Here is a 23981-nt window from a genome sequence, read left to right on the forward strand (position 1 = left end):
TGTGTAAGGAGGTTGCTTCTTGAAGAAACGATTACAAGAAACAGTACTTGAATTAATTGTCCAAAAAGGATTGAAATTTACAATAAATGATATCGCTGCAAAACAAGGAATAAGTAAAAGAACATTTTACGAACATTTTAACTCGAAACAACATATCATCGAGAGAATAGTTGACGAAGCAATTGATGAAGTAAAACAACGTGAACAATTGATTTTTCAAGAGAAAGATTTGAGCTGCGAACAAAAGTTGACAGCTATCTTATTGATTGTTCCAAGTGGATTGCGCTTTGGAGATGCAAAGTTATTAGAGCAAATGAAACGTTTCGCCCCTAATGAATGGGTAAAAATTGATCACCTTCTACGTGATGAGTGGAAAACCGTCCAACAAATTATTGAACTTGGTATTCAAAATGGGGAGTTTCTCGCGCTTCATGTTCCAAGCATTATTCAACTATTGCGTGGAGCATCTAGGGCCATTTTTGATCCTGACTTTCTCACTCAATCAGCAAAGCCCTTACCAGAAGTCGTAGCAACGATGGTAGACGTCGTCATGCACGGAATGATAAATAAGAGGAGGTAAAGCTATGTCTTGGCTTTATTTAGCTGTAGCTATTTTATTTGAAATTGCAGGAACCGTTTCAATTAAACTATCAAGAAAAACTGGAGGTGTAATATGAAAGTCATTCATAAAGAGCCACCAATGCGGGTGTTGAAATGGTTTTTTCTCGTTATAGATTTTTCTTTTATTTTGTATTTCGGTGCAACAGCAATGGGATTAATTCCCGTTGAATACGTCTATTCAGATTATACAAATCCAATTTTAATTGCTTGGAACTGGTCTTTTTTTCCTCTTGATATGACAATCTCAATTACAGGTTTGAGTGCCATTTATTTACACAATAAGGGATACTTGCAATGGAAACCCATCGCATTTACTTCACTTGTTCTTACATTTTGTTCAGGATTAATGGCGATCTCATACTGGGCGATTCGCTTAGAGTTTGATCTCACTTGGTGGATTCCAAATTTAGCCTTGATGCTTTATCCTTTGTTTTTCATTCCACGATTTCTAAAAATGCGTTAAAGGATACTTAAAAGCAATGAATTTTGCAGTGGCTTGTAAAGGATTTTATTTTCCGGGGGCCACCTTTTTATTATCCTGAGCGAAATCCTCCATTTACTAAAATAGATAAGCTTCTATTAAACAGTGGCCCGAACGATATAACGAGAAAATGTTATAGGTAAGCCATTAATTGAAGAGTTTTCCGCGAAAATTCATGTCCACACCCAACATCTAATACTTTTTTATTCGTTATTATTTGATTTACTTCTTTATCAAAAATCAGCTCTCCATTACAATCTGTGATGGTGGAATTCCATGTATATTTGTATTTACCGTGAAAATTACTAAGTTGTTTGTACCATGCAATTGAATGTGGCCGTAACCAGTCCGAAAGGCTCGTCGGGTCAATTAAACTCATTTTTTCACTGCTCCCTAGAGCATACTAAAATCACAATAGACTTCCATGTATAAATTTCATTCAATTCTTTATTCTTCTTCAATTTATTCATGTGTTTTTTTTGCCATTAACTAATATCCGAATGTATCTCCTTTGTCTAAATTCAATTTATGGTTATTAATCATAACGGTATGATTGTTCTCCCAATTAATTTTAACTTGCTCTATTCTTTGCTCATAAAAAATTCGTTTTTTAAACCATAACGGGCCGTTTAATTCTCCTATTACGCCAAATGTACCAGCAGCTCCGGCATCCCAACGATAAAAATCAATCGAGTATTTATTATTAGGGGAATGAGTTGTTTTATAATATTCTTTCGCCCCCATGACAGATAAAAGCAACGATAAGGTAAAGGCTAAAAATAATACTATACATAATAATAAAGACAAAATTACCGTGAACCAACTTCTTAGTGTAATCCACCATTTCGCTTTATTATTAAAATCCTTTATTCCGAAGATTAATGCTATTAAACTTAACAGAAAAAGAATGTAATTTGGCGGTGCTATGATCCAAGAATTGCTCAAATGACTAATCAATGAATAAAAAGAAACGCATAAGCAAAACAATGTAAGATAAAAAGACCATTTATGAGCAGTCACTTTTTATAATGTCCCCCTACTAAAGTTCATTTCGAATATCTAAGAATTACTACATAAATTCAGTTCCTTTAACTTTTTTATCACAGTATGAACAGTTAATCTGTGAAATGTAATAAGTTTGCCTTTATAAATAACTGAATAAATACCATAAGGAGTTGGAGATAATTTCATCAATTCTTCTCTATTTTTCAAATCAATAATATTCGCTTCAATACCTAGTTTATTTGCGCCTTCAATTATATTTTCGGTAGCGATTTCTACATATGGACATTGGAAAGAACGTAAAATAGTTAAGTTATTAAATCTCTTTACTCTCTCATTCCAGTTAGTAGGGAAGTAGGGTAAAACACTGTTTTGATCAAATCGATAAGCGAGTAATTCAAAGTGATAAGGTGCTTGATCAACTAGTGAAAAATTATTTTTCAGAAAAATATCCTTACTTGGTGTCCAAGAAGTTTCAGAATTTGTTACAACTGCGACCCCTTGCTTTGATAACTCTTTTGCATCCTGCAAACAAGTGTTAATAAGCTTTGTCCCATATCCTTTTCCATTTTCACTCACCCATAGACAATGAATGACTAAGTAATTGTCAGCATGAACTACTCTTGAGGAATATTCAGCTTCTGTATATTCAATAAACCCCACTTGTCTGTCATGTTCAATTAATTGAATGTATTTCAATCCCTCTTCAAATCTATCGTTAAGCCACTTATTTTTGTTTATGTATCCTTCCGACTTCTTTTTACTTCTCAGGCAATAACTCCCCATTCCTTCCATGATTTTATGATTTAGCTCTACCATTTGAATAGTAGTCAATCCGTTTTCCTCCAATTCATTCTATTTATGTTAATTAATGATCAATCATACTAAAACATTTCTGATCTAAAAAGCATTCATCAAAGCACTATGATCTTGTAGGATCTTCGATAATTGATTCATTATTTTTCAATTTCTCTACTAAAATTTCTTTATGGAAATCTGCTAAGTTGATTAAATTGAAATCTTTACTTTTGACTAAAGATACAATTTTATTCGCTTCATCCCATGCTAACGTATATTGAGACTCATTTACGATTCCATTTAATAAAGCTTCGTCAAGCTCTTCTACATCTTTTAGAAATATTTCTCCTGAAGGCAGCAAAATAATATCTAAATATAAATCATCGAGCCAAGGAATATTATTAGTTATTCCATTCCGTAAACAGATATCCACATACCATTGTATAATTTCCCCATTCGGATTAAACATTGTAGTCATCGAATGGTTTGTGTTTTTGGGAAACTGTTGCAGCCACATATAACCATTATCAACTATACTTATTCTATTTTCCCCATAATGAACAATTAAAGGTTCTGTTACTTTATCTACCTTTATTAAAGTTATATATCCAATAAATTCATTTGTTTCGAGGAAGGTTTGTGCATACTTACTTTTTAATACACGCCCCCAACTTGAACGATCTGCGTGTTTTCTTTTTAACATTCACAACCTCCAAATTTGAGATTTACCTAATTATACCATGTAATTGTCATTATATGTCTGATTCCATATTTTTGGAGGATGGTTCCCTCATATTACTATATTAGCAATTTTCTAAATAGGTATTTTTGTTTATTGTCTTCATCACCCATGAAACCCTTCACATCATTGTAATAAACAAAAAAGGTGACAACGATATTTATTTACATACAAAAAGAGCGTTTCTGTTGAAATTACAAAAACGCTCTTTTATCATAAGTTAACTTTATCCTTTATAATTGAAAATTTTTTCAAGTTTTTTCATCGAATCAGAAGTACAGATACGTTGAAAATGATTGATAAGATATGTACTAGCTTCTTCCTTGTCCATATCAATAATTGCTATTTTATTTCTACTTGCCCAAGAATCATACGTCTCAAAAGCGGTACTACTCCAACCGTTCTTCTCCCCATCAATATTCTTTTTTTCATGAATTCCTGAAATCACTATATCCATGGACCCTTGTAATTCTAATAAAGCATTTTCGAACAACTTCTTTTTTTCTTTTTCCCTTAGTTCAGCTTTTGTTCTTAGTTCTCTAGTGTCTATTCCTTCCTCCTGCCTTATAATTCTGAATAAGTTTAATGCTTCCTTTGAAACTTTTCCATTAAAATATCGTTCCTCCATGGAACCTTCATGCCCTAAAACTTTTTTTACATATGGGAGAAGATAACGTGATACCAATATTGATTTTTTCTTAATAAACTTTCCATATCCGGCAATTCCATCAACTGAAAACTTTGTACGCCAAATCCAAGGATCAAATTCGGTATCAGAATGCCAATTTTCTTGTAAGGTCATGCTATTTAGAGAAGGAAACTCAGGTATTAATGGAGCAAGTGGAAGGATTCCAATTTCTTCAATAACTAAAACCGCATCTTCATATGTTTTTACATGATATTCTTTCAAATCTCATCACTCCTTTATAGAAAACGTAACAGAACTTATTATGTTTTCTATAAACATTCTACATTTCCTTCATAAAAACAAAGTGAATATCAACAAATTTCAAACCATTTACTAGATCATGTCATAGGAATTTATTTTATTTTTCTGTCGAGGGATAAGAGGTTACAATGAGATTTTCTCTTAAATACTAGAAAGGTTAAAACAATCAATTGTCTTAAATAATTGAATTCTTAATGGAGTAATCTTGATGGAGAAAATCAATGATTTTTCAACTTGTAAATTTGTCTGGAGTGCTCAGAGATCATTTGGTCATAATATTCAAGATCCTTTTTTGTTGCCATTCCATTTTTGATTTCTTTCAATTGTTCTGTAATAGCGTCTACTTTTGTTTCGACCGCAATTAATTGTTCATTTGTTTCAGTTATTTTTACATTTGTAGCTGCAACGGTTTGTATTAATTGGTGTACTAAATCGCCTTGTCTATTTAGTTCGGCCGTTAATCTCTCGTCAACAGTTGTTAACCTTTCATCTAATACTGTAATTCCTTGCTCTACTGATGTTAATCTTCCATCTAACGCTGTGATTCCTCGTTCGACTGATGTTAACCTTCCATCTAACGCTGTGATTCCTTGTTCGACTGATGTTAATCTTCCATCTAACGCTGTAATTCCTCGTTCGACTGATGTTAACCTTCCATCTAATGCTGTGATTCCTCGTTCGACTGATGTTAACCTTCCATCTAATGCTGTGATTCCTCGTTCGACTGATGTTAACCTTCCATCTAATGCTGTGATTCCTCGTTCGACTGATGTTAATCTTTGATCCATTCTATCAACCTTTTGATCCAATGAATTAAGCTTGTCCAAAATCAACTTAAGCATTGTTTCCATCCTACTCACCTCCTCGCTTACTTCTTAATTATATCAGAAACTATTTTTTCTTCTTCCCTTTTTCTTCAACTTTCTTTACATTCTCAGCTACTCTAAATTCAACAATTTTACTTATTAATTCATAAGGAAGCGGTTTGTCTAATGGAAATTGTACTGCCCCTTTCGAATTTTTATAATTTGATATTTCCTGTTTAAAAGCAGCAATTCCACTGGAAGTAGGATAAAATCCAATATGGTTTTTATAAGCGGCAAAATAGACTAAATTTCCATGCAAATAAAAGCTTGGCATTTGATAACTAATCTTTTCTTTTGCATCTGGGGCAGTCTCTTTTATAACTTTTCTTAAGGATTCTAAAATTTTCTGAATATCAGCTGGAAATTGTGCAATATAATCATCGACAGTATTAAACGTAATTTTATCTTCTTTCATAATATCTCCTATAAATAAATGTAAATTTCTCCTTTATTGAGCAGTAAATTTAATAATCAAAATCATTATTACTTATTCAGAACCATAAATAAAGCTTATCTTTCTTTTAATAATATCCGCTTCATTAATCTAATTTGACCGCAATGGTTTATTTCGTCTTCCATAACGTGAAACCAAAGATAATAATGATTGTAGGGTATTCCATTACCCCATTTGTTTTTTTTCAGTATTGTTTTACTTGTTCTTATTATTATAAATGGTAAAATTTTAATATTAAGGCTGCCAACAAAATCATTTTCCAGTGCTTTGGGCAGCCCTATAAAATCAACTATAATTTCATTTAGATTCCTCTTAATATCTTATCACAAACACTAGTTGTACTTTTCGGTATACGAACCTTTCTTAATTCTATGCTTTTAGAGATTCCTTTCTTTCAATTCTTTGCTACAGGTATATTATTTAACGTTGATAACATCATGCTTGAGCTAGACAATTAAAAAAGAACAATCGCAACTTTTATTGTTATTGTTCTTTTAAAGTTTACTATCTTATAGATAGAATATCTTAATATCGTTCCAAGTAACAACTAACATTAGTAGCATTAATAGTGGAAGCCCTATAAAATGAATGATGCTTTCTCTTTGTTGATCAAATGGCTTTCCTCTTAATGCTTCAACTGCAAAGAAAAATAATCTTCCACCATCTAATGCAGGAAGTGGAAGCAAGTTCATAATACCTAAGTTGATACTTAATATAGCTGCCCAATTCATTAAAGACAATATTCCTGACTTCGCTACTTCATCTGTTACTGTATAAATTCCAACTGGACCAGCCAAACTGTCAATTGATAATTTTCCAGTAATCAATTGGCCAACTCCAACTAATATTTGCTTTGTAAATTGATATGTTTGTGTAAAACCTGATGATACTGCACCTAATATGGCTTTTTCGGTAGGTTGAGATACACCAATTTTCCCAATATCTCCAGCTGCTGTTTTTTGCAAGTCTGGTATTACAGTTACCCTTTTCTTCTTACCATCACGCATAATTTCCAGTGAAAGCTCCCGTTCAGGATTTTTTTTAACGATTCCAACAACATCTTCCCAAGTACTTACAGATTGTTTTTCAATTGAAACAATTTTGTCTCCTTGTCTCAAACCTGCTTCATATGCAGCACCATTTGATATCAGTTTCCCAGCCTCAGCTTTATTAACAGGTATTCCTAGAATCATTCCAATACAAATCAGTAAAACAGCCGCTAGAATAAAGTTCATTAACGGTCCAGCCAAAATTGTTATTGTACGTTTTCCAAGTGATTTAGAACCGAACTGACGATCAAAAGGAGCAATTTTGAAAGTTTTGTCCATCTTCTACATACATTGCTTTCTCATACACTGAGAAAGTTCGAATTTCTTCACTATTCTCTTCATAACCTTGAATAATTAGTTGGTGATTTGGGTCGGCATTTTCGATTTCAATTACTTTTAAATCTTGATATCTTTCCAAATGATTTGTAATAATTTATATGCATTATGTACCTAATGTACATCCATTTGTTTGTACACAGTGTTTAAAGTAAATTCGAGACAGAGCTAGGTTCTAATTTAGAAAGCTGAATAGTTTCAAGGATTTTTGCACCATAGTCCGAAGTTTTTTAGATTTACATTTAAGATAATCTATTTTTATAATCTTTATATCCGAATTTTCTTACAAGCCTATATCCCTCCTTATTATTCCATATACCAATCGATGGCTGGGTAACACCATTGAACATGTTGTCCTTAACCATCGTATAGTGTGCGATATTTTTGAATACTACCACATCTCCAACTTTCAGAAAATCGTCAAATGACCACTCACCTATATAATCACCTGATAAACAGCTGTTTCCTCCAAGACGATATGTTGGTTTGCCCTTTTGAGGCTCAGTTGCTCCTAAAACAGACGGTTTTATATTCATTAAATGAAAGTCAAGCAAATGTGCGGAAAAAGAAATATCAAGAATCGCGGTATTAATATTATCTGTGGACACAATATCCAGTATACGTGTTACCAAATAACCCGTGTTCCATACAAAAGCAGTGCATGGTTCCATGATAATATCTAACCCCGTTTTCTTCTTAAACCTAGTTATAACTTTCACTAGGTGGTCAACATCATACTCAGGGGAGGTCAATAAATGACCACCTCCTATATTAATCCACTTTATATTTTTGAATACACCAGCAAATTTATTCTGAATTAATTCCAAAACTTTTTCTAAATCATAGGACATTGATTCACAAAGTGAGTGAAAATGCAAACCATCAATCCCCTCAACGTTAATTCCATTTAGATGACCAATTGTGACCCCAAATCTCGACCCTTGTATACAAGGATTATAAATATCATATTGAAGAGGTGAGCTTTCAGGATTAATTCGAATCGCTACTTGAACGTGAGGAGCGTTTTCTCTTATTCTAGGAAGAAATTTATTCAACTGCGCGAGGCTATTGAAAGAAATATGACTGCTCAAGCTTAGAACTTCATCGAATTCTTCTGTTGAATAGGCAGGTATATAAGTAAAAGCATTTGAACTCAGTTGTTCCACAATCAATGTTGCTTCGTTTAATGAACTAGCTGCTGCTTTAAATCCGTATTCTCGTAAGATATGAAAAACTCCCCACATGGCAAAACCTTTGAGAGAAATAATTATTTCACCTTCAATTTTTTTTTTATTTTATCAATAATCTCCAGATTTCTTCTAAAAGCATCTTCATCAAAAACATAGCTTGGTGTTGGTACAGATTCAAATTTTATTGACATAAACCTCACCTTTCCTCTATTAAAAATAGAATGAACTGAGTAATTTTTTTATTTTTTAGATTCTCGATGAAGTGAAATCATTAACAAATTTTACAGCATCCTCCTTTGTCCTCAAAATCAATTGATAGGTTGACATCATGGATTTACTTGCTCCCTTGTCCCTAACCTTAACAAATCCTGCTTTTTTCAATAGGTGTTCCCCCGGATCAGAATAAGCCATAGAACAGATTTTCAGCGGTAAAACCACCTTATTTGATGCAAACCATTTTTTTATCGTTCTGCTGAATAGATCGTATACAATACCACTATGACGATAGGAGTTTATAATTTGAATATTTGAAACATACCATGTTGAACAACGTCCCTGATTCTTGATGTTGGGGATGTCACTTAAACACACTTCCTCTTCAGCAATACTACCCTCTACAAGTTTTTTAAATATCCTTCCTTTTACTGGCCATATACTAAAGATACCGATAATTTCATTTTGATAGATTAGTATATTGATGCCTTTAGGATATCTCTTCCATAATGCCAGATATTTTTCAAACCCCATAGTGAGATCCTGATAAGATTCACTGTCCATTTCTACAATTTTTCTTAACTCCTTCTGATTTTCAACAACCTTTAAAATATATTCTGGATTATGAACTGGAATTTCATTAGATACTTCCAAGAGCATATTAATTGAGCGTCCGCTTCTCCTAAAACTCAAGAAAAAATAAACAGAAAGTAATGATAAAAACATTAAAATTAATAGGACTAGAATCCATTTTATAGCATTTTCATCCATCTATTTGTTTTCCCTTCCACAGGTTCATGTACATAATTAAATCTTCTAGCCATATATTCCGCACCACCTTGGGTTCCCATTTCGGTAATCACATGTGTAAAGCCCATACCTTTCAGACATTCATGTACAAGCTCCATAATTTTGTCACCAATCTTTATCCGATTTATGGGGGAGATGTGAGGGGAGGTAAAAAACCAACCCAAATCACAAATGAATTCTCCTTGTTTTCTGTTCTTCGGTATACAGAAAAGACCACCCAATATTTTACCATCCTCAGATTTTGCTAAAATATGATCATAGACCCGTCCGAATTTTCCAGTAGCCCCCAACAAGGAGTGTTCAGCCGGACGTGAAACTGTAAAACAATCTGTAAACTCACAATTTTCAAAAGCGGTCTGAAATGCCATTTCAATTTCTGGCCAATGATTTACAACGTATTCGTTATCCACAAATGTAATATTGAATTGCTTATACGGTTCAGCAATTTTTTCTTTTTCATTATCAAATTCATAATCAATAAAAGGATTGTATGTTTGAAAATGTTCTTTGAATAAAAGCTCCAGACAACTATCGGTAATAGCATTCCAAAGATTTAAGTATTTCTTATTCGGTGACAAGATTTTTGATATTTCTAGGATAGTATCGTTAATGCTTTCAAAATATTTTTTTCTTTCCGAATCGGTTTGATAATTTACCGAAAATTCAATATCCTCCATACAACACCTATCCTCAGAAGCATCATTTATCTTAATATTATACAATTCCGGTTTCTTCCAAACTTTCGAAAACGGAGTTAGTAGAAATACATTGAAGGAAATAAAACACGGAATTCTTTTTAATGATTCATATTCATCTTTAAAGAAATTCAGCGTAATTGCATGATCCTCTAGAGTTTCTCCTGGGAAGCCGAATAATAGACAAAAATGAAGACCAATACCTATTTCTGATGCCATTTGAATAATTCTTCTTAATTGATTAATATAGTCCACAGGATCTTTAGTTTTATTCATTAATGTCAATACTGCTGGACTTGGGCTTTCCAAACCCATCCACAATTCTCGGCATCCAGTGTCGTACATGAACTGCAGAGTTTTCCTATCCAACCCCTTGTCAATGCGCGTACGAAGTGACCAAGTAAAATCATAAGTACTTTTTCCGAAACATTCTGCAATTTCACTAGCCTGCTCAGGAGTAGCTGCTTCATCCAATAAGAATAGATGCTTAACTTCATATTTTTCATAATAAGTATTTATTCTTTGTAAAAATTCATCTTTTGTGAGAGATACATTACGACCTTTAAACGCATTGATTGAGCAATAAGCACACTGATACCAATAACATCTATTAGAATATCTCTCAATGATAACTCGGTGTGGAGAAAAATAACGATTAAATTCTATGTCCTCATAATCTGGAACAACCTTCTGTTTTGTATATTGTTCAAATAATGGTTTTTCGTTTATAATATTGTCCGTTGATTTGCAATTTACAGCTAGACTTGGGATAGTGTTAATTTCAATACCACTTAATATATTATTTACTAATGTCAAGAGGGCATGGTCATTTCTAACCATGAAAATACTGTCAAAACCTAAGAATGCAAGGGGATTGCTTTTTAAACTATGCTTGATCCGGGCAAAAACCAATTGGTCAAATCCAAATCCAGAAAAACAAATATGGCTATTTGGATATAGTTTTTTTAGCACTTTAGTTAAAGTAGCCAAATGTGGAAACTGCACTGCATACAATGCTTCAATCAAAATTACCGGTGGTACAGAATCTTTCAATTTAGCAGAAAGTATATCTTCAAAAATCCCAATAAAAGGATTCTTCTGATTATCGCACGAAAAATTATTCATCCCACTGAATGAAAAATGTAGTTCATCATAGAAAGAATAAGTGGTATATAGATTGTCCAGAAGAATTCCATTAGAATAATAGAAAAGATATTGAAATTCTCTAATACGTTCATTCGCCCATGCCAATGCGTAGGTATCGTAAAATATCTTCTTGTCTTGATAATAACTTTTGATAGTATCGATAGAACTCAATAAATATTTTTTTTTATCAGTGAATTCTTCGTAATTCATATTGGGTACATGTACCTTTTCACAGTATTTTGCGTACTCGGAATTATAAGTAAGCTCCTTAATCAGACTAGGACTCAATAAATAATCCCATACTTCAATATTCAGATCTAACTGTGTACATTTAATCCCATTTTTTTTCAGGAATGCTGTTATAAAAGGTGTATTTATAGGTGGTTGCGTGGGAAAATATTCAAACGAGTTTAATATTAAACACTCCATGTTCTACCTCCTGATCTATTAATGTTAAGAACTTAAGGGAACTTTCTCTTAAGCAAAAACATAATTTCCAGTATCTTTATTTTTTTTACTTGGCGTATTACTAATATGCTTAGATAAGCTTCTAACTTAAAGTAATTACTAATTTCAATATGACCGATTAATATTTACAAACGCAACACCCATATTTCCATCAGTCAATCTGCCTAAAAGCGGTGATCCAGTATCTTTTTCTACTCGTATTAGAAAATTAATAATATTAGAGTCGAAAAAATACGGACTAACGACGAAACGCCTAGCTAATTTATATAAATCATTTTGTACTGGGTTGTAATATTGGAAGTCATAATAGTCAGAATTAATAAATTGCTGTGCCACCCACATTTCAGTGTTAGAACTTACAATATGTTCTAGATAATTAATCCAGTCACGTTTACTTGTCCCAAAGCCAGGAATAACATCCTTTGCATAAAACGAATTGCTTTTTTTCAAAACAAACTGTTCCTGTTGCAAAGTTAACAATTCAATAAGATCATAGGCCTTATTTTTGAATATAACTTTTTTGTCTTCCCTTATAACAAAAGTCCAAGGTACATATTCATAGATTAATTTTTTTTCAACATCTGAAAAAACGGAATTAGCCGAATTTGCTACTTCATATAAATATGCTAGGGCAACTTTACAATCGACTATAATATCTTTAATATCAGAAAGAACGATAGTTTTTGAATTGCGTATATTTATCAAAAGTTCCTCGAGATGTTTGGTTTTACTTGGCGTGTCTTTCAATGTGGAATACATGTACAAAAGCTGAAACTCATTTTTTCCATCAGTAACAACACCGTTATTGTCCCAAAGGGTTTCATGAAGCCGTATAAAGCATTGAATGTCAGAATTTTGATTAATCCAGTTTGCTGTTTCCTGCGCAATGTCTTTATCATATCGATTCATATCAGCATATATCATAATTGCCATTTTTTTAGATACAGCACTAACTGGTACATATTTTTCAAAAATTTCTTTTACAAAATCCACAAAACCATTTTTCCCATCCATTAACTTATTGTCTGCATGTTTTTTTTCCTGCATTTGCAATATTAGTGTCTGTAAATAGTCTATTTCATAAAATCCTTCGATTGCGGAGGAGTCATAATTTAGTTCAATGATCTTAGGTTGACCGTTCACAATAATCATATCGGGTCTTGCAATAACAGGTAAACTAAGCGATTCCTTATATAACTTAAAAATTTCTTGGTGTGAATGTGGAATGTCTTTTCGTTCTCCTAAATTGGCAATGGACATTCTTCTGGCCATTTTCAATATCTGAGCAATATCCTTTTGCCATTTTTGAAAATCGGTAGTCTGCATATCAAAAAAATTAAGTGCAATATCGTCATCCAAGAAATATGATCCTAGACAATCCAGGCCATCCCTAAATTTCTTATATCTTGTTATCATATTGTTCATTGGTTTCCTCCCTCAATGCTACTTGCATATATTTAAAACGCTTGCAACTTTTTCGAATTTTTCCAATGAAAATTGAATTTGCTCTTCACTTAATGCAGAAGAAGCATTTATCCGCAACCGAGCTTTAGCCAGAGGAACTGCTGGGAAAATGATTGGATTTACATAAATACCTTCTTTATGAAGTAATTCTGCAAATTGAAAGGTCAAAGAACGGTCGCCAATCAATACTGGTATGATGGGAGAATTTGATCTCATTGTATTTAAACCAATTTTTCTCAAGCCTTCACGAAGCAAATGCTCATTTCTATGCAACTTTTCCATAATACCAGGTGAATTCTCAAGAATTTCAACCGCTTTCAAAAGACCTGCCACAATGGATGCAGGCAGAGATGCCGAAAAAATATAAGGATTGGATCCATATCGGAATAAATTCATCAGTTCTTTTGAGCCAGCTATATAACCACCTAAACCTGGAAGACCCTTACTTAAACTTCCTGTAATAACATCAGGCATTTTAGATAATTTAAAATGTGAGGCTGTCCCTCTTCCACATTTCCCAATTGCAGCAATGGAGTGTGCATCATCTACAATCACAATAGCATTGTATTTTTCAGCTAATGACATAATTTGATCTAGATAACAGATATCGCCGTCCATGCTGAAGACCCCATCAGTGATAATGAATTTTCTTTTATAGATGGGCTCCTTCTTCAACAGACTTTCCAATTGCTCCATATTGGAATGCATAAATTTTATCATCTTTGCCTGTGCCAGTTTAATCCCGTCCACAATCGACTGATGATTCAATTCGTCCGAAAAAATGATGTCCTCCTCATTGCATAATGCTGTTATGGCTGCAATATTAGCAACCAATCCACTACTGAAAGTTACAGCATCTTCAGTTCCGAGAAAAGAAGCAAGTTTTTTTTCAAACAGGCAATGTATGTTTAATGTGCCATTGAGTAATCGAACTCCGCTGGTAGATGTCCCATATGTATTTAAAGCTTTCTCTGCTTCTAGAATTATATCGGGATGACCATTCAGACCTGAGTAATTGTAAGAACCTAAATGAATCAGCTGATCATAATTTTCTTCCGTACCAAGTGAAGCTTTCACGGAATCTTTGGGTAGTCCAGTTGTTTTTCTCGGCAGCAATTTAACATTGCCAGTGGATGATAACCAATGATACATCATCCTTAATCTGGCTCTTGTGTGAGTGGAACTGTCAATAATTGAATTCTTCATAAATATTACTCCTTTCAAAAAATAAATTATTAGAATATTACCAAGAAACTTTTTTCAAGATTCATAGCAAATTGCCAGTTTTCTATCTTAGCATATTGGTTCCCACTACTAAAATTCATCAATACCAATCATCTTAATTAAGTAAATAGCATTAGTAGTTTTAGACACTCCAGGGTTCAATTTATAATCAAATATTATCTGGTTATTTAAATAACTCTCTGAAAAATGGTAATTATTCACATCTATATCCTTATCAAACTCTAACTCACCTAATTCAAGATCGTGTGTCGAGACAAGTCCCACCGCACTCATTTTACTAAGTTTTTTTATCACCGCCGTTGCCCCAATATGTCGGTCTTTAGAGTTTGTCCCTTTAAAAATTTCGTCTAATAAGAACAATATGGAGTTGCTCCTACGTGCTGCTTGAATAATGATTTTTATTCTTAATAGTTCAGCATAGAAGGATGAAATCTTTTTTTCTAAATTATCACTTACTCTCATAGATGTATAAATGTCCATTATGGAGCACTTAAAATCGCTTGCACAAACGGGGGCCCCTGTATATGCCAAAATCAAATTTAAGCCAACAGTCCTTAATAAAGTACTTTTTCCAGACATATTGGACCCTGTAATTAACAAAACATTGCCACTACCTTTTATGTTTAGATCATTACTGACACGGGCATTTGAAAACAAAAGTGGATGTCCCATATTTTTTGCAGAAAAATATTGCTTTAAATTTGTTAACTGTGGATTGCACCAATTAGGATTATCGTACCGTATTGTCGATAAACTAGATATTTCCTCTAACTTACCTATTACTGTGAGCCAAGTTCGTACGCTATAGCCTGATTTCTTCTTCCACTTTTCCAGTGCAATCATACAGTGGTAATCTAATAAGAAAATCACATTTAATAAAAAATAAATCAGTGGACTATATTTGAAACTCATCATATCAACAATAAAGGATAATTCATTAATTTGTTTAGAAGCATAATTACCATTTGAGTCAATTAGACTTGACTTAAGCTCAGATAGATACTCGGATTCGAAACTCTCTCTTTCAATTTTTGTCAATAATTTTTGGTAAGTGAGAATTGCATCATTATGCAAGTCTATCACCTTATTGATATTCAAATAGAATCGTATTCCAATAATAAATAAAATTAACTGAGTAAGTAAAAATATCACTGTTATAATAAGATAACCCTTATCAATTAGAAATGGTAAGAAGAGCGATACCACTGTTGCTAACGAAATGAAGCGTATACCCCATATCAACCATGGATTTCTGAACACATGGTTTTCATTTTCTGTCCATTTAAATAACGACTCAGGATTGTTCATTCCATTTTTAATGGAACTGCCTTCTGCCAGAAAACCTTGTCTCCAATCAAGTTTACCTGCAAGTTCGTTAATGGCAGCCTGTCTTTCCCTTATTTTTAAAATATCCTTCTCTGGCTCGATCAAAGAATTTCTTAAGAACTTTCTTCCCAGGAATGTAAAGGTATTATTAATCCACTGAAATACCGAAGCCTGTCCAAAAATATCTAAATCAACACTATACTGATGCTTTTGATCAATGTATTCCTCTCCTTTATCAGTAAACTCAACCCATTTCCCATTAATTCTGTCAATCGACTGCCGGTTAATGCTTGCAAGGGAAAAAGCTAGTTCTTTTTGTTTTCTCATTTTTTCATGTTGAATAATGAAAATGATAAATGCAACTAATGTGAATATTGAAAACAAACTTCCGAAAATACGATACTCAAAGTAAAAAAATATTACACCAAAAATAATGCCTAAAGCTGCAACTAGTCGCAAATTACTTAAGATATTGCACTTCAGACTTGCTTTTTTAAATTGTGCGAAGTATTCCTTTTCACGTATTTGATATTCATGTTCCGCATTATATCTATTCAAAAGATATCTCTTCCTCTCAAGAATTAGTTGTAAAAAATAATATCTTACATAAGCCAATGATAAATGTTTCAGTGCCTGACATAGCTGATCCTATATACCAAAATATTCTCTATTATTAACTGCAGTTTTTTTATATGACACTAGAGGCAAGTGTTTCTACACAAATTTCTGCTGTAAATTATTTGCGTAACATTTCATACGCAAATAAACAAAATGATAATACTTGCATTTTAAAATAATCCCACTTTTAACATTAGTCAGAAAAATGATAACATAAAACAAACACAACAAAATAGGGATAATATGACAATTATGTGAAATGTTCCTAATTATGTATTCTTTTAATGAAATCCTTAATGTATTAACTGCTTCAGTTGAAATTCCAGCACCTCAATCTAAAAAAGATGATTTTTCTTCTAGATTTGGCAAAGAAGGAAAGTTCATGCTTAGCCTTAATGAAACTGATAAGAAAAAAGTGGAAGGAAATAAAGGTTTCTATCAGGATAAGGCAACAGTAGATGATATGGGCGAGAAAAAAATGTTTGAAGAAAAAAGCGAAATTGGTAAGAGTGAGGTATTGGGGGAAGCTACCGTTAATTTGGAAGGTTATCTATTCACTGAATTTATACCAAACTCAGTTTATCTTTTAGATAAAGAGCATTCTGGGAAAATTTGGAGAACAAAACCATTTGAAGTTGAAATCGGACCAATGAGAGACCAAGAAGCAAAAGATCTATCAAAAGAGAAGAAGGTTACTTTTACTCTAAAATAATAGTGTACATTAAAAAAGCCTGTTTTGTCCTTGAACTTGACAAAGCAGGTGTTATTTTTTCCAAAACTCTTACATCTTTATGACCCATTTATTTGGACATGTTTGTTTAATAAGAAATTATCTCTCTAGTTCAATATACTCCCTTAAAAGTTTCCACTCATTTTCTTCTTTTCTCCATACAAACATACATTGTGCCCTATATGGATTCCCATCGATTAAATTCGTTTCTCTACCTAGTACTAAACATTCTTCTCCATTTTTTCGTAGAGTAATAGAAACAGCATCAAAACTTTTTTTCGCATTATCCATTTGTTTTAAGACACTATCAAGATCATAATCATAGTAATATGGATCAATTTTTTCAATGGTTGAATGTGCCCAATAACCGACAAATTGCTTTGACATATAATTCCTAATTCCATCACCATCTTTGCTAATAAAGCATTCATTCCACGTCTCAAAATAAGAATTCAAAACTTTTTGTATCGTATCCATCTTCATCCCCCAGTTTATTTAGTAGCTTCATTCTCAAGCAAATAAGCAATAAATTCACCTTACTATTTGTCATTGAGCCGATCGTAATCATTGCTTACACTCCTTTCTACTTTGATTAATTGCAAATTTCGCTTCATCATTCTCCATCCCCGTTTGTTTTACAAAAAAGCATTACCGTTTTCCAGTAATGCCAGGCATTATCTCAATAATAATGGACAGGTGTTAATTTTCTTCCAATAAAATTAGCTTGTATTGGGGCTAACTCTAGTTCTCTTGCCCAAATAGAAAGTTGACCAATATGGTGTATTTCATGAGCGATTACATGGTGGATGATTTCATTTCGACTATATTTTTCAACTTCCCAATGTACACTTACAAGCTCGTCATTAAATTCAGCTAGCTTAAGAAAGTTAGCGTTCTCTTTTTGATATGTATCTGAAAGAGCCTTAACCTTCTGTACAGTGTTATAATCAGCAAACTTAACAATAACATCTTCTTTACCTTGAATACTACGAAGCCAGCTATATTCCACATCAACAATATGGAATAACGTATATACTATACTTCCAACTCCACCAGTACGATCTTTATTTAACTCTTCCGCTGAAAGTTGATGACACCAGCTAAACCATTCGTCTCGAATTTGCCAATTATATTCAAAGAAATTAAGCACATTATCCACCTCCAACAACTAGTAAATGGGTATTCTCTCAGTTCAACAATGTTTCTGGAATTAATTTAAACCCATCAATTACAGTATCCTCGTCAACCTCGATTAATAAGCAACGCTTCCCATTAAAGTTAACTTGTCTAACATATTGTAAATCTTGTGGGCTAATCGAAATATTTGCTACTTTCGTATTTATTTTGATTGATTTCGTATTATAGTTTGGAATAATACTGCTGGCTTTCAGCTCATACTTCTCGTCATCTATAACCTTTTGAAAGGCCATCTCTACCTTATCGACATCAACATCTTCGACCCCACTCACTTTTAAAACTCGCTCTACATCTTTATAATCAAGTTTAGGGGTATCTTCCTCTTCTTCTACGATTATTCGATTAATTTCTTCATATACATTAGCCAAAGTGGAAGAATCCACTTGATCTCCAACCACTTCTTTAACGATTTCTTCAAAGACAGCTTTATCTTCTTGAGCAGTCATAACACCAGACCCATTCAAAACATTCTCGATAAAATGGAGATCAGGTTGATTTGCTTTCCCCGCTGAGTATAAAATATGATTTACATCTGCTGCATAATCTGTGAAACTTGGGAACAGAAATCCTCCTATTGGAGATGTAAGATTAATAATGGAATCTACCACAATATTTGATTTAAATTCTCTTTCAACGAAATCGAATAATAACGTTTTTTGAGGCTGTTCCGTTTTATTAATGCTACAAAGAATGAAGGAGTGTGCATACACTTCATCACGATTACTTTCCTCCGATTCCATATTGCTTCTTTTCGTCGGTTTAAAATATTGCCCACGTATAAAGGTGACCACTATATCCATCTCATATTGAATATCTTTAAACATTTTTTCAACGATTAACAGCATTTGTTCTTTCCATTCTTCGACATCATCTGTTTGCAATCCTTTATGAAGAATTAGCTGACTACTTTCTTCCGCTTCTTGTTGAAACTTTACTTCAAAGAGTTTAATATCGAGCTGACCTGTTAATACCTTTTTGAAGTTACTCATGAATAGCTCTTGCTGTTCCTGATCTAACATTGGGAAGGGTTGACATTCCTCATGATATATTTCACTGCTTTCCTTCCTTATATAAACATTAAAGATTTCATTGATTTTCATTAAATCATTATTAAGTTTGAATTGATTACGAATGCTTGATACGTCTTTTTTGTTCATTTAAAGTCCAACTCCTAAGATGTTTTCATATTCTATTAATTATAAGCAATCTTTTCATTTTAAGGAATATGAGAAAAAGTAATTCATCTATCGTTATCATCTGATCTGGTACATTTTTCTTAACAATAGTATAGTAAGTTTATAAAGTGAAGCTTTTTGAAGTGGAGGTTTTCATTTGTATCAGCATGAAGATAAGGAAAATGAAGATCATTTTGATGAACCATCTTTAGAAGATTTTTTGCCTAATGAAGATGATCGGATTTTACAAGAAAAACAAAGTGAGCGCAGAGCTTTTATAAGAAAAGTTATAGCGATTTGGCTTGTTTTTGCAATGTTTATTAGTATAATTCAAATTTGGCCGCAAATTTTCAATCTTTCTTCTATCAAATTTTTACAAAAGTCAGCTGAGCTTTCAGAGCAAGAGAATATCCTAAAATATAAAGAGGCAGTCGTTACCATTCAAGATCAATATTCGAAGGGAACTGGCTTCAATATATCAGAAAATGGTGTCATTATTACGAATAAGCATGTTGTCGAAAACATGCACCCGATTACAATTACCTTCCCTAATGGGAAAATCTATAAAGCTTCAATCATTCAGATGGATCCCGAAATTGATTTAGCGTTTTTAAAAATTCAAGGAGAAAAATTGCCATTTCTCCCTTTAAGCGCTCCAGATATTTGGCAGGTGGGAGATCATATAGTTGTCATTGGCAATCCGTTGTTACATAATCAAATTGCTAATGAAGGTGAGATTTTGGAAGGCTCTAAGAAAAATGGAGTTATTCGACTATCATCACCAATCTATAAAGGAAACAGCGGAAGTCCTATTATTAATCAAGCTGGGCAAGTAATAGGGGTTGTTTATGCCATTTCAACGAATGATCAGGCAGGAATAGCAATCCCGATTGAACAAGTCTTAGAAAAATTAGCGCAATATGAAAATAAACAATAGACTCAAAGGGAGCTGTTTTGTTCAGCTTTTTTTGTACAATGTACTAAGTCCTCACTGAATAAATTAGTTTTCAAATTCATTCAGTGGGGACTTATGTGTCAAAAATAATTAACTAAAAAAGAGTGGATTTCTTTTAATATTTAACCAATGATCTGTCTGTTCGAGCGATCCAGCTAACTGCAATAGGAGGTCTTCTCTTCCTTTTGCTGCATGAACTTGGACACCAATTGGCAGGCCATCATCCGTTTCGTGAAGTGGGAGTGTCATTGCTGGCTGGCCTGTTAAATTGGCAAGCTGAGTAAATGGCGTTCTCATTAAGTTTTTCTGCGCAATCTGGTCAACAATTCCTACTTTTTTTAACAATCCTCCAAGTCCTAGGCTCCCAACTAAACTGATTAGCCTTTTTTCAGAGGATGAAGGCTCAAGTTCCCCAATTTTTGCTGGTGGAAATGCGGTTGTTGGCGTTATATAGAAATCATAGCTTTCATGGAAAACTTCCATTTGATAGGCTGCTATATCCCATTCCCTTAAGCTGAGGACAAATTCTTCCGCAGACGTAGCTTTTCCTAGCAACCCCAACAGCCAAGTTGTTGCTTCAACATCATTCATCTTTGCTTTTCTACCAAGCACTTCTTCTAAAGAGGAGATGGCAGCAGCTGTCTCACCAAAATACATCGTTAAATAGCTTTTCGCTAATTTATATCCATTTACTGCAGGTTCTTTTTCTTCTACAATGTGCCCCATTGACTCGAGCAGGCTTGCAGTTTTCAACACTGCTGCCTTACATTGTTCATGAACTTCTGTCCCGATCGGTGATTGAAACGAAAAGGCAATTCGCTTTTTGTCAATTGGGCTATTGACTGCTTTCAAGTAACTACCATTAAACGAAGGAGTATGAAATGCAGCAGCTTTTTCATAACTAGAAAGAACATCTAACATTGCAGCACTATCCCTAACTGACCTGGTGATTACATGCTCCACAGAGGCTCCCTGCCAGCTTCTCCCATATTTTGGCCCAATTGAAGTTCTCCCTCTTGTTGGCTTTAAACCGAATAACCCACAATATGCGGCAGGAATTCTTATCGATCCTCCACCATCATTTGCTCCTGCAATCGGTACCATTCCTGAAGCAACTGCTGCCCCTGCTCCTCCACTTGAACCGCCGGGTGTATATTCTAAATTCCATGGATTTCGTGTTGCACCAAAATGGGCAGGCTCCGTTACTGCTAATAAGGCGAATTCTGGTACATTCGTCTGTCCAAGAAAAACAGCTCCAGCATTTCTTAACCTACTAACATATTCAGAATCTTTTTCTGCCCGATACTTTTTCAATGCATTTGATCCAGATGTAATGGGTTCTCCTTTAATTTCCTGTGACATATCCTTCAAAAGTATTGGTACTCCTGCAAATAAACCCGTTAGATCTCCCTCTGCCGCTTTTTTCGCTTTTTCATACATTTTATGTATCACAGCATTTATATTTGGGTTATGTAATTCGATTATTTTAATTGCCGCTTCTACTAATTCAAGTGGATGAACCTCTTTCGATTTCACCAATTGGGCAAGTCCTAGCCCATCAAAATCTTGATAATTGTAACCCGACAATACTCTCCCCCCCTACAAAGAATCGTCATTTGGCAATAATTTTTGCTTCATATACTTATATTCTGCCTATTCATGGATTCTTCCTTTATAAAAGTCAACTCAGAAAACTAAAGACCTTTTGATTTTTGAAAAATAGATGTATAAAAATTCATTATTTTTCAAATGATAAAGAAAAAAGCTAGAGGTGTACATTATGGGCTTATTAAACGCATTTAATGAATGGAGAACAACTCGTTATGAAAGCAAAGTTGCCAAAATGAGAGAAGAAAATAAGTGTCCTGATTGCTATGGACGGGGATTTTTAACTTATCCTGCAACTGAATATGCCTTTTACGGGAACCTCGATTGTCCCGGCTGTAATGGTAGCGGCCTTTTCACTGATTGGGATAACGAACAAGTAGAGTAATTAAAAATGACTGTCCACATGAAATAGACAGTTATTTTTAATCAAATTTAACTAAAATTTTTCATTTTTACTTTATCAAGCACTTTCCTCACTAACTAGATGAACGAACTTTTTCTTTTGAATATATAAAAGACGACCTGATAAACAAATCCCTGCCGCAAGTAATCCGATTGTTAAGCCAATCCAATAGCCTGTTGCACCCATCTTTGTAAAGTTCGCTAACCCATAACCGACTGGCAAACAAATAAGCCAATATGCTATAAGCGTCATGACAAATGAAATATTTACATCCTTATATCCTCTTAATGCCGCTTGTGCAGTTGCTTGTAGTGCATCAGCTAATTGGAAGAACAATGCATAAATTAAGAAATGAGCCGTTAAGTTAATAACCTCTACCTCATTAGAGTATATGCCAGCAACTTCATATCGGAATAATACAACTAATAGCCCCGTAATTAAGGCAATGAAAATGGACAAATAAATACCTAACCAACTGTAATCTCTCGCATCCCTGTAACGTTTCGCACCTACCTCATAGCCGACTAAAACCGTTTGAGCCATTGATATACTAATGGGGATCATATAAAGGAATGAAACGATATTTAATGCAGATTGATAGGAAGCTATCGTTGTTACATTAAACTTGCTGAGTAAAATAGTGACAACTGCAAACATACTCGTTTCAAAAAAGGTAGATAGTCCCATGGGAACACCAATTTTCAATATTTCTTTACACTTTTCAACTGAAAAATCAATAAAATTTTTAAATACTTCAAATTGGGCATATGGTTCTTGTTTTTTTACGATGAATGCCGTCATTCCAACAATTAACCAATAAGTGAGCGAGGTCGCGAACCCTGCACCTGCACCACCAAGCTCAGGAAAACCAAAATTCCCAAAAATAAGGACATAATTCAAAAAGAAGTTAAATGGCAAAGATGATAACAATATAACCATCACGACACGTGTTTTACCTAATGCATAAATAAAAGATCGGAGCACATTAAAAATGAATAATGGAATAATTCCAAGGCTAAGCCCTACTAAATAATCATGGGCTGTTTGCTGAACACTCGCTGGTAAATTCATCTTCTCTAATAATGGGTTTAAAAAGAAAAACCCTAATAGAATAACAATTAATCCAATTAATATGGCGAGTAGAATACCGTTTTTAACAATAGACGCAACTTCTTTATCCTTCTTTTCTCCAAATCTTTGTGCAGCAATCGGTGAAACGGCTAGGAGGATGCCGCTTAAGCCAGTAAAGATCGGACTCCAAACGGACGAACCTATCGCTACACCCGCTAGATCAGATGAATGATATTTACCTGACATAACCGTATTAAAAAATACCATTGAAAACATTCCAAGCTGGGTAATTAATATTGGAATTAATAATATGAAGGTTTGCTTTGTTTTCTCCTTTAGTGTAAAAGTTTGATACATAATGATAACTCCTTG

25 protein-coding genes are annotated in these 23981 nt (G+C 33.6%); 6 read left to right on the forward strand and 19 right to left on the reverse strand.

Features of this window, described 5'->3' with window-relative positions:
• Positions 1 to 19: 19 nt before the first annotated feature.
• From KDN24_RS13535 to KDN24_RS13545, 3 genes are read left to right on the forward strand one after another with little or no spacing between them, the layout of a single operon-like run.
• Positions 20 to 580, forward strand: a complete 561-nt coding sequence (locus tag KDN24_RS13535; protein WP_409973738.1) for a TetR/AcrR family transcriptional regulator — start codon at positions 20 to 22, stop codon at positions 578 to 580.
• A gap of 4 nt (positions 581 to 584) precedes the next feature.
• Entirely contained in the window at positions 585 to 677 is a 93-nt protein-coding gene (locus KDN24_RS13540; RefSeq protein WP_409973737.1) for an SMR family transporter, read from the forward strand.
• Positions 678 to 700: 23 nt separating this feature from the next.
• Entirely contained in the window at positions 701 to 1084 is a 384-nt protein-coding gene (locus tag KDN24_RS13545) for a DUF5360 family protein (RefSeq protein WP_409973902.1), read from the forward strand.
• Positions 1085 to 1235: 151 nt separating this feature from the next.
• On the opposite strand, the gene KDN24_RS13550 is transcribed toward KDN24_RS13545, so the two are convergent.
• The 14 genes from KDN24_RS13550 to KDN24_RS13615 form a co-directional block, all read right to left on the reverse strand.
• Positions 1236 to 1481, reverse strand: coding sequence for a hypothetical protein (locus KDN24_RS13550; RefSeq protein ID WP_409973736.1), 246 nt, complete (start codon positions 1479 to 1481; stop codon positions 1236 to 1238).
• Positions 1482 to 1591: 110 nt separating this feature from the next.
• Entirely contained in the window at positions 1592 to 2122 is a 531-nt protein-coding gene (locus KDN24_RS13555) for a DUF5412 family protein (protein WP_409973735.1), read from the reverse strand.
• A gap of 39 nt (positions 2123 to 2161) precedes the next feature.
• A complete protein-coding gene (locus KDN24_RS13560; RefSeq protein WP_409973901.1) occupies positions 2162 to 2923 on the reverse strand; it encodes a GNAT family N-acetyltransferase in 762 nt (253 codons plus the stop codon).
• Between the two features lie 103 nt (positions 2924 to 3026).
• Positions 3027 to 3605, reverse strand: a complete 579-nt coding sequence (locus KDN24_RS13565) for a ribonuclease FAU-1 family protein (protein WP_409973734.1) — start codon at positions 3603 to 3605, stop codon at positions 3027 to 3029.
• Between the two features lie 262 nt (positions 3606 to 3867).
• Positions 3868 to 4551, reverse strand: coding sequence for an AlkZ-related protein (locus KDN24_RS13570; RefSeq protein ID WP_409973733.1), 684 nt, complete (start codon positions 4549 to 4551; stop codon positions 3868 to 3870).
• Positions 4552 to 4808: 257 nt separating this feature from the next.
• Positions 4809 to 5441, reverse strand: a complete 633-nt coding sequence (locus KDN24_RS13575) for a hypothetical protein (RefSeq protein WP_491348042.1) — start codon at positions 5439 to 5441, stop codon at positions 4809 to 4811.
• 40 nt (positions 5442 to 5481) lie between these two features.
• Positions 5482 to 5871 carry an iron chaperone gene (locus KDN24_RS13580; protein WP_409973731.1) on the reverse strand — a complete coding sequence of 130 codons (390 nt, stop codon included), beginning with the start codon at positions 5869 to 5871 and terminating at the stop codon, positions 5482 to 5484.
• Between the two features lie 548 nt (positions 5872 to 6419).
• Positions 6420 to 7238, reverse strand: coding sequence for an RIP metalloprotease RseP (gene rseP, locus KDN24_RS13585; protein WP_409973730.1), 819 nt, complete (start codon positions 7236 to 7238; stop codon positions 6420 to 6422).
• Positions 7239 to 7537: 299 nt separating this feature from the next.
• Positions 7538 to 8539, reverse strand: coding sequence for a type III PLP-dependent enzyme domain-containing protein (locus KDN24_RS13590; protein ID WP_491348043.1), 1002 nt, complete (start codon positions 8537 to 8539; stop codon positions 7538 to 7540).
• Between the two features lie 192 nt (positions 8540 to 8731).
• Positions 8732 to 9469 carry a hypothetical protein gene (locus tag KDN24_RS13595; RefSeq protein WP_409973729.1) on the reverse strand — a complete coding sequence of 246 codons (738 nt, stop codon included), beginning with the start codon at positions 9467 to 9469 and terminating at the stop codon, positions 8732 to 8734.
• Positions 9451 to 11778, reverse strand: a complete 2328-nt coding sequence (locus KDN24_RS13600; protein WP_409973728.1) for a B12-binding domain-containing radical SAM protein — start codon at positions 11776 to 11778, stop codon at positions 9451 to 9453. Before KDN24_RS13600 ends, KDN24_RS13595 begins: the two co-directional genes overlap by 19 nt.
• Positions 11779 to 11922: 144 nt before the next feature.
• A complete protein-coding gene (locus KDN24_RS13605; protein WP_409973727.1) occupies positions 11923 to 13242 on the reverse strand; it encodes a hypothetical protein in 1320 nt (439 codons plus the stop codon).
• Between the two features lie 18 nt (positions 13243 to 13260).
• Positions 13261 to 14487, reverse strand: coding sequence for an aminotransferase class I/II-fold pyridoxal phosphate-dependent enzyme (locus KDN24_RS13610; protein WP_409973726.1), 1227 nt, complete (start codon positions 14485 to 14487; stop codon positions 13261 to 13263).
• Positions 14488 to 14595: 108 nt separating this feature from the next.
• Complete coding sequence (locus tag KDN24_RS13615; RefSeq protein WP_409973725.1) at positions 14596 to 16410, reverse strand: MutS family DNA mismatch repair protein; 1815 nt, start codon at positions 16408 to 16410, stop codon at positions 14596 to 14598.
• A gap of 331 nt (positions 16411 to 16741) precedes the next feature.
• Between KDN24_RS13615 and KDN24_RS13620 the strand changes: the two genes are divergently transcribed.
• Positions 16742 to 17182, forward strand: coding sequence for a hypothetical protein (locus KDN24_RS13620; protein WP_409973724.1), 441 nt, complete (start codon positions 16742 to 16744; stop codon positions 17180 to 17182).
• Positions 17183 to 17299: 117 nt separating this feature from the next.
• On the opposite strand, the gene KDN24_RS13625 is transcribed toward KDN24_RS13620, so the two are convergent.
• The 3 genes from KDN24_RS13625 to KDN24_RS13635 form a co-directional block, all read right to left on the reverse strand.
• Positions 17300 to 17677: a DUF4440 domain-containing protein gene (locus KDN24_RS13625; RefSeq protein WP_409973723.1), complete on the reverse strand. Its 378-nt coding sequence runs from the start codon at positions 17675 to 17677 to the stop codon at positions 17300 to 17302.
• Between the two features lie 202 nt (positions 17678 to 17879).
• On the reverse strand, positions 17880 to 18350 hold the full coding sequence (locus tag KDN24_RS13630; RefSeq protein ID WP_409973722.1) for a DinB family protein: 471 nt from the start codon (positions 18348 to 18350) through the stop codon (positions 17880 to 17882).
• 37 nt (positions 18351 to 18387) lie between these two features.
• Positions 18388 to 19554, reverse strand: a complete 1167-nt coding sequence (locus tag KDN24_RS13635) for a DUF4317 domain-containing protein (RefSeq protein WP_409973721.1) — start codon at positions 19552 to 19554, stop codon at positions 18388 to 18390.
• Between the two features lie 175 nt (positions 19555 to 19729).
• Between KDN24_RS13635 and KDN24_RS13640 the strand changes: the two genes are divergently transcribed.
• Complete coding sequence (locus KDN24_RS13640) at positions 19730 to 20509, forward strand: S1C family serine protease (RefSeq protein ID WP_409973720.1); 780 nt, start codon at positions 19730 to 19732, stop codon at positions 20507 to 20509.
• A gap of 108 nt (positions 20510 to 20617) precedes the next feature.
• On the opposite strand, the gene KDN24_RS13645 is transcribed toward KDN24_RS13640, so the two are convergent.
• Positions 20618 to 22114, reverse strand: coding sequence for an amidase (locus KDN24_RS13645; RefSeq protein ID WP_409973719.1), 1497 nt, complete (start codon positions 22112 to 22114; stop codon positions 20618 to 20620).
• A 193-nt stretch (positions 22115 to 22307) separates the two neighbouring features.
• Between KDN24_RS13645 and KDN24_RS13650 the strand changes: the two genes are divergently transcribed.
• Complete coding sequence (locus KDN24_RS13650) at positions 22308 to 22520, forward strand: methionine aminopeptidase (protein ID WP_409973718.1); 213 nt, start codon at positions 22308 to 22310, stop codon at positions 22518 to 22520.
• Between the two features lie 75 nt (positions 22521 to 22595).
• Here the strand turns inward: KDN24_RS13650 and KDN24_RS13655 are convergent, their stop codons facing one another.
• Positions 22596 to 23966, reverse strand: coding sequence for an MATE family efflux transporter (locus KDN24_RS13655; RefSeq protein ID WP_491348044.1), 1371 nt, complete (start codon positions 23964 to 23966; stop codon positions 22596 to 22598).
• Positions 23967 to 23981: the final 15 nt, after the last annotated feature.

It is taken from the genome of Cytobacillus sp. Bva_UNVM-123, from assembly GCF_046351715.2.
GTDB lineage: Bacteria > Bacillota > Bacilli > Bacillales > Cytobacillaceae > Cytobacillus.

What these genes read in the sequence shown, in the direction of transcription:
- KDN24_RS13540 (WP_409973737.1), top strand. Translation starts at nt 585, where the DNA reads ATGTCTTGGCTTTATTTAGCTGTAGCTATTTTATTTGAAATTGCAGGA.
- KDN24_RS13545 (WP_409973902.1), top strand. Translation starts at nt 701, where the DNA reads ATGCGGGTGTTGAAATGGTTTTTTCTCGTTATAGATTTTTCTTTTATT.
- KDN24_RS13550 (WP_409973736.1), bottom strand. Translation starts at nt 1,481, where the DNA reads ATGAGTTTAATTGACCCGACGAGCCTTTCGGACTGGTTACGGCCACAT.
- KDN24_RS13560 (WP_409973901.1), bottom strand. Translation starts at nt 2,923, where the DNA reads ATGGTAGAGCTAAATCATAAAATCATGGAAGGAATGGGGAGTTATTGC.
- KDN24_RS13565 (WP_409973734.1), bottom strand. Translation starts at nt 3,605, where the DNA reads ATGTTAAAAAGAAAACACGCAGATCGTTCAAGTTGGGGGCGTGTATTA.
- KDN24_RS13575 (WP_491348042.1), bottom strand. Translation starts at nt 5,441, where the DNA reads ATGGAAACAATGCTTAAGTTGATTTTGGACAAGCTTAATTCATTGGAT.
- KDN24_RS13580 (WP_409973731.1), bottom strand. Translation starts at nt 5,871, where the DNA reads ATGAAAGAAGATAAAATTACGTTTAATACTGTCGATGATTATATTGCA.
- rseP (WP_409973730.1), bottom strand. Translation starts at nt 7,238, where the DNA reads ATGGACAAAACTTTCAAAATTGCTCCTTTTGATCGTCAGTTCGGTTCT.
- KDN24_RS13590 (WP_491348043.1), bottom strand. Translation starts at nt 8,539, where the DNA reads ATGTGGGGAGTTTTTCATATCTTACGAGAATACGGATTTAAAGCAGCA.
- KDN24_RS13595 (WP_409973729.1), bottom strand. Translation starts at nt 9,469, where the DNA reads ATGGATGAAAATGCTATAAAATGGATTCTAGTCCTATTAATTTTAATG.
- KDN24_RS13600 (WP_409973728.1), bottom strand. Translation starts at nt 11,778, where the DNA reads ATGGAGTGTTTAATATTAAACTCGTTTGAATATTTTCCCACGCAACCA.
- KDN24_RS13605 (WP_409973727.1), bottom strand. Translation starts at nt 13,242, where the DNA reads ATGAACAATATGATAACAAGATATAAGAAATTTAGGGATGGCCTGGAT.
- KDN24_RS13610 (WP_409973726.1), bottom strand. Translation starts at nt 14,487, where the DNA reads ATGAAGAATTCAATTATTGACAGTTCCACTCACACAAGAGCCAGATTA.
- KDN24_RS13620 (WP_409973724.1), top strand. Translation starts at nt 16,742, where the DNA reads ATGTATTCTTTTAATGAAATCCTTAATGTATTAACTGCTTCAGTTGAA.
- KDN24_RS13625 (WP_409973723.1), bottom strand. Translation starts at nt 17,677, where the DNA reads ATGGATACGATACAAAAAGTTTTGAATTCTTATTTTGAGACGTGGAAT.
- KDN24_RS13635 (WP_409973721.1), bottom strand. Translation starts at nt 19,554, where the DNA reads ATGAACAAAAAAGACGTATCAAGCATTCGTAATCAATTCAAACTTAAT.
- KDN24_RS13650 (WP_409973718.1), top strand. Translation starts at nt 22,308, where the DNA reads ATGGGCTTATTAAACGCATTTAATGAATGGAGAACAACTCGTTATGAA.
- KDN24_RS13655 (WP_491348044.1), bottom strand. Translation starts at nt 23,966, where the DNA reads ATGTATCAAACTTTTACACTAAAGGAGAAAACAAAGCAAACCTTCATA.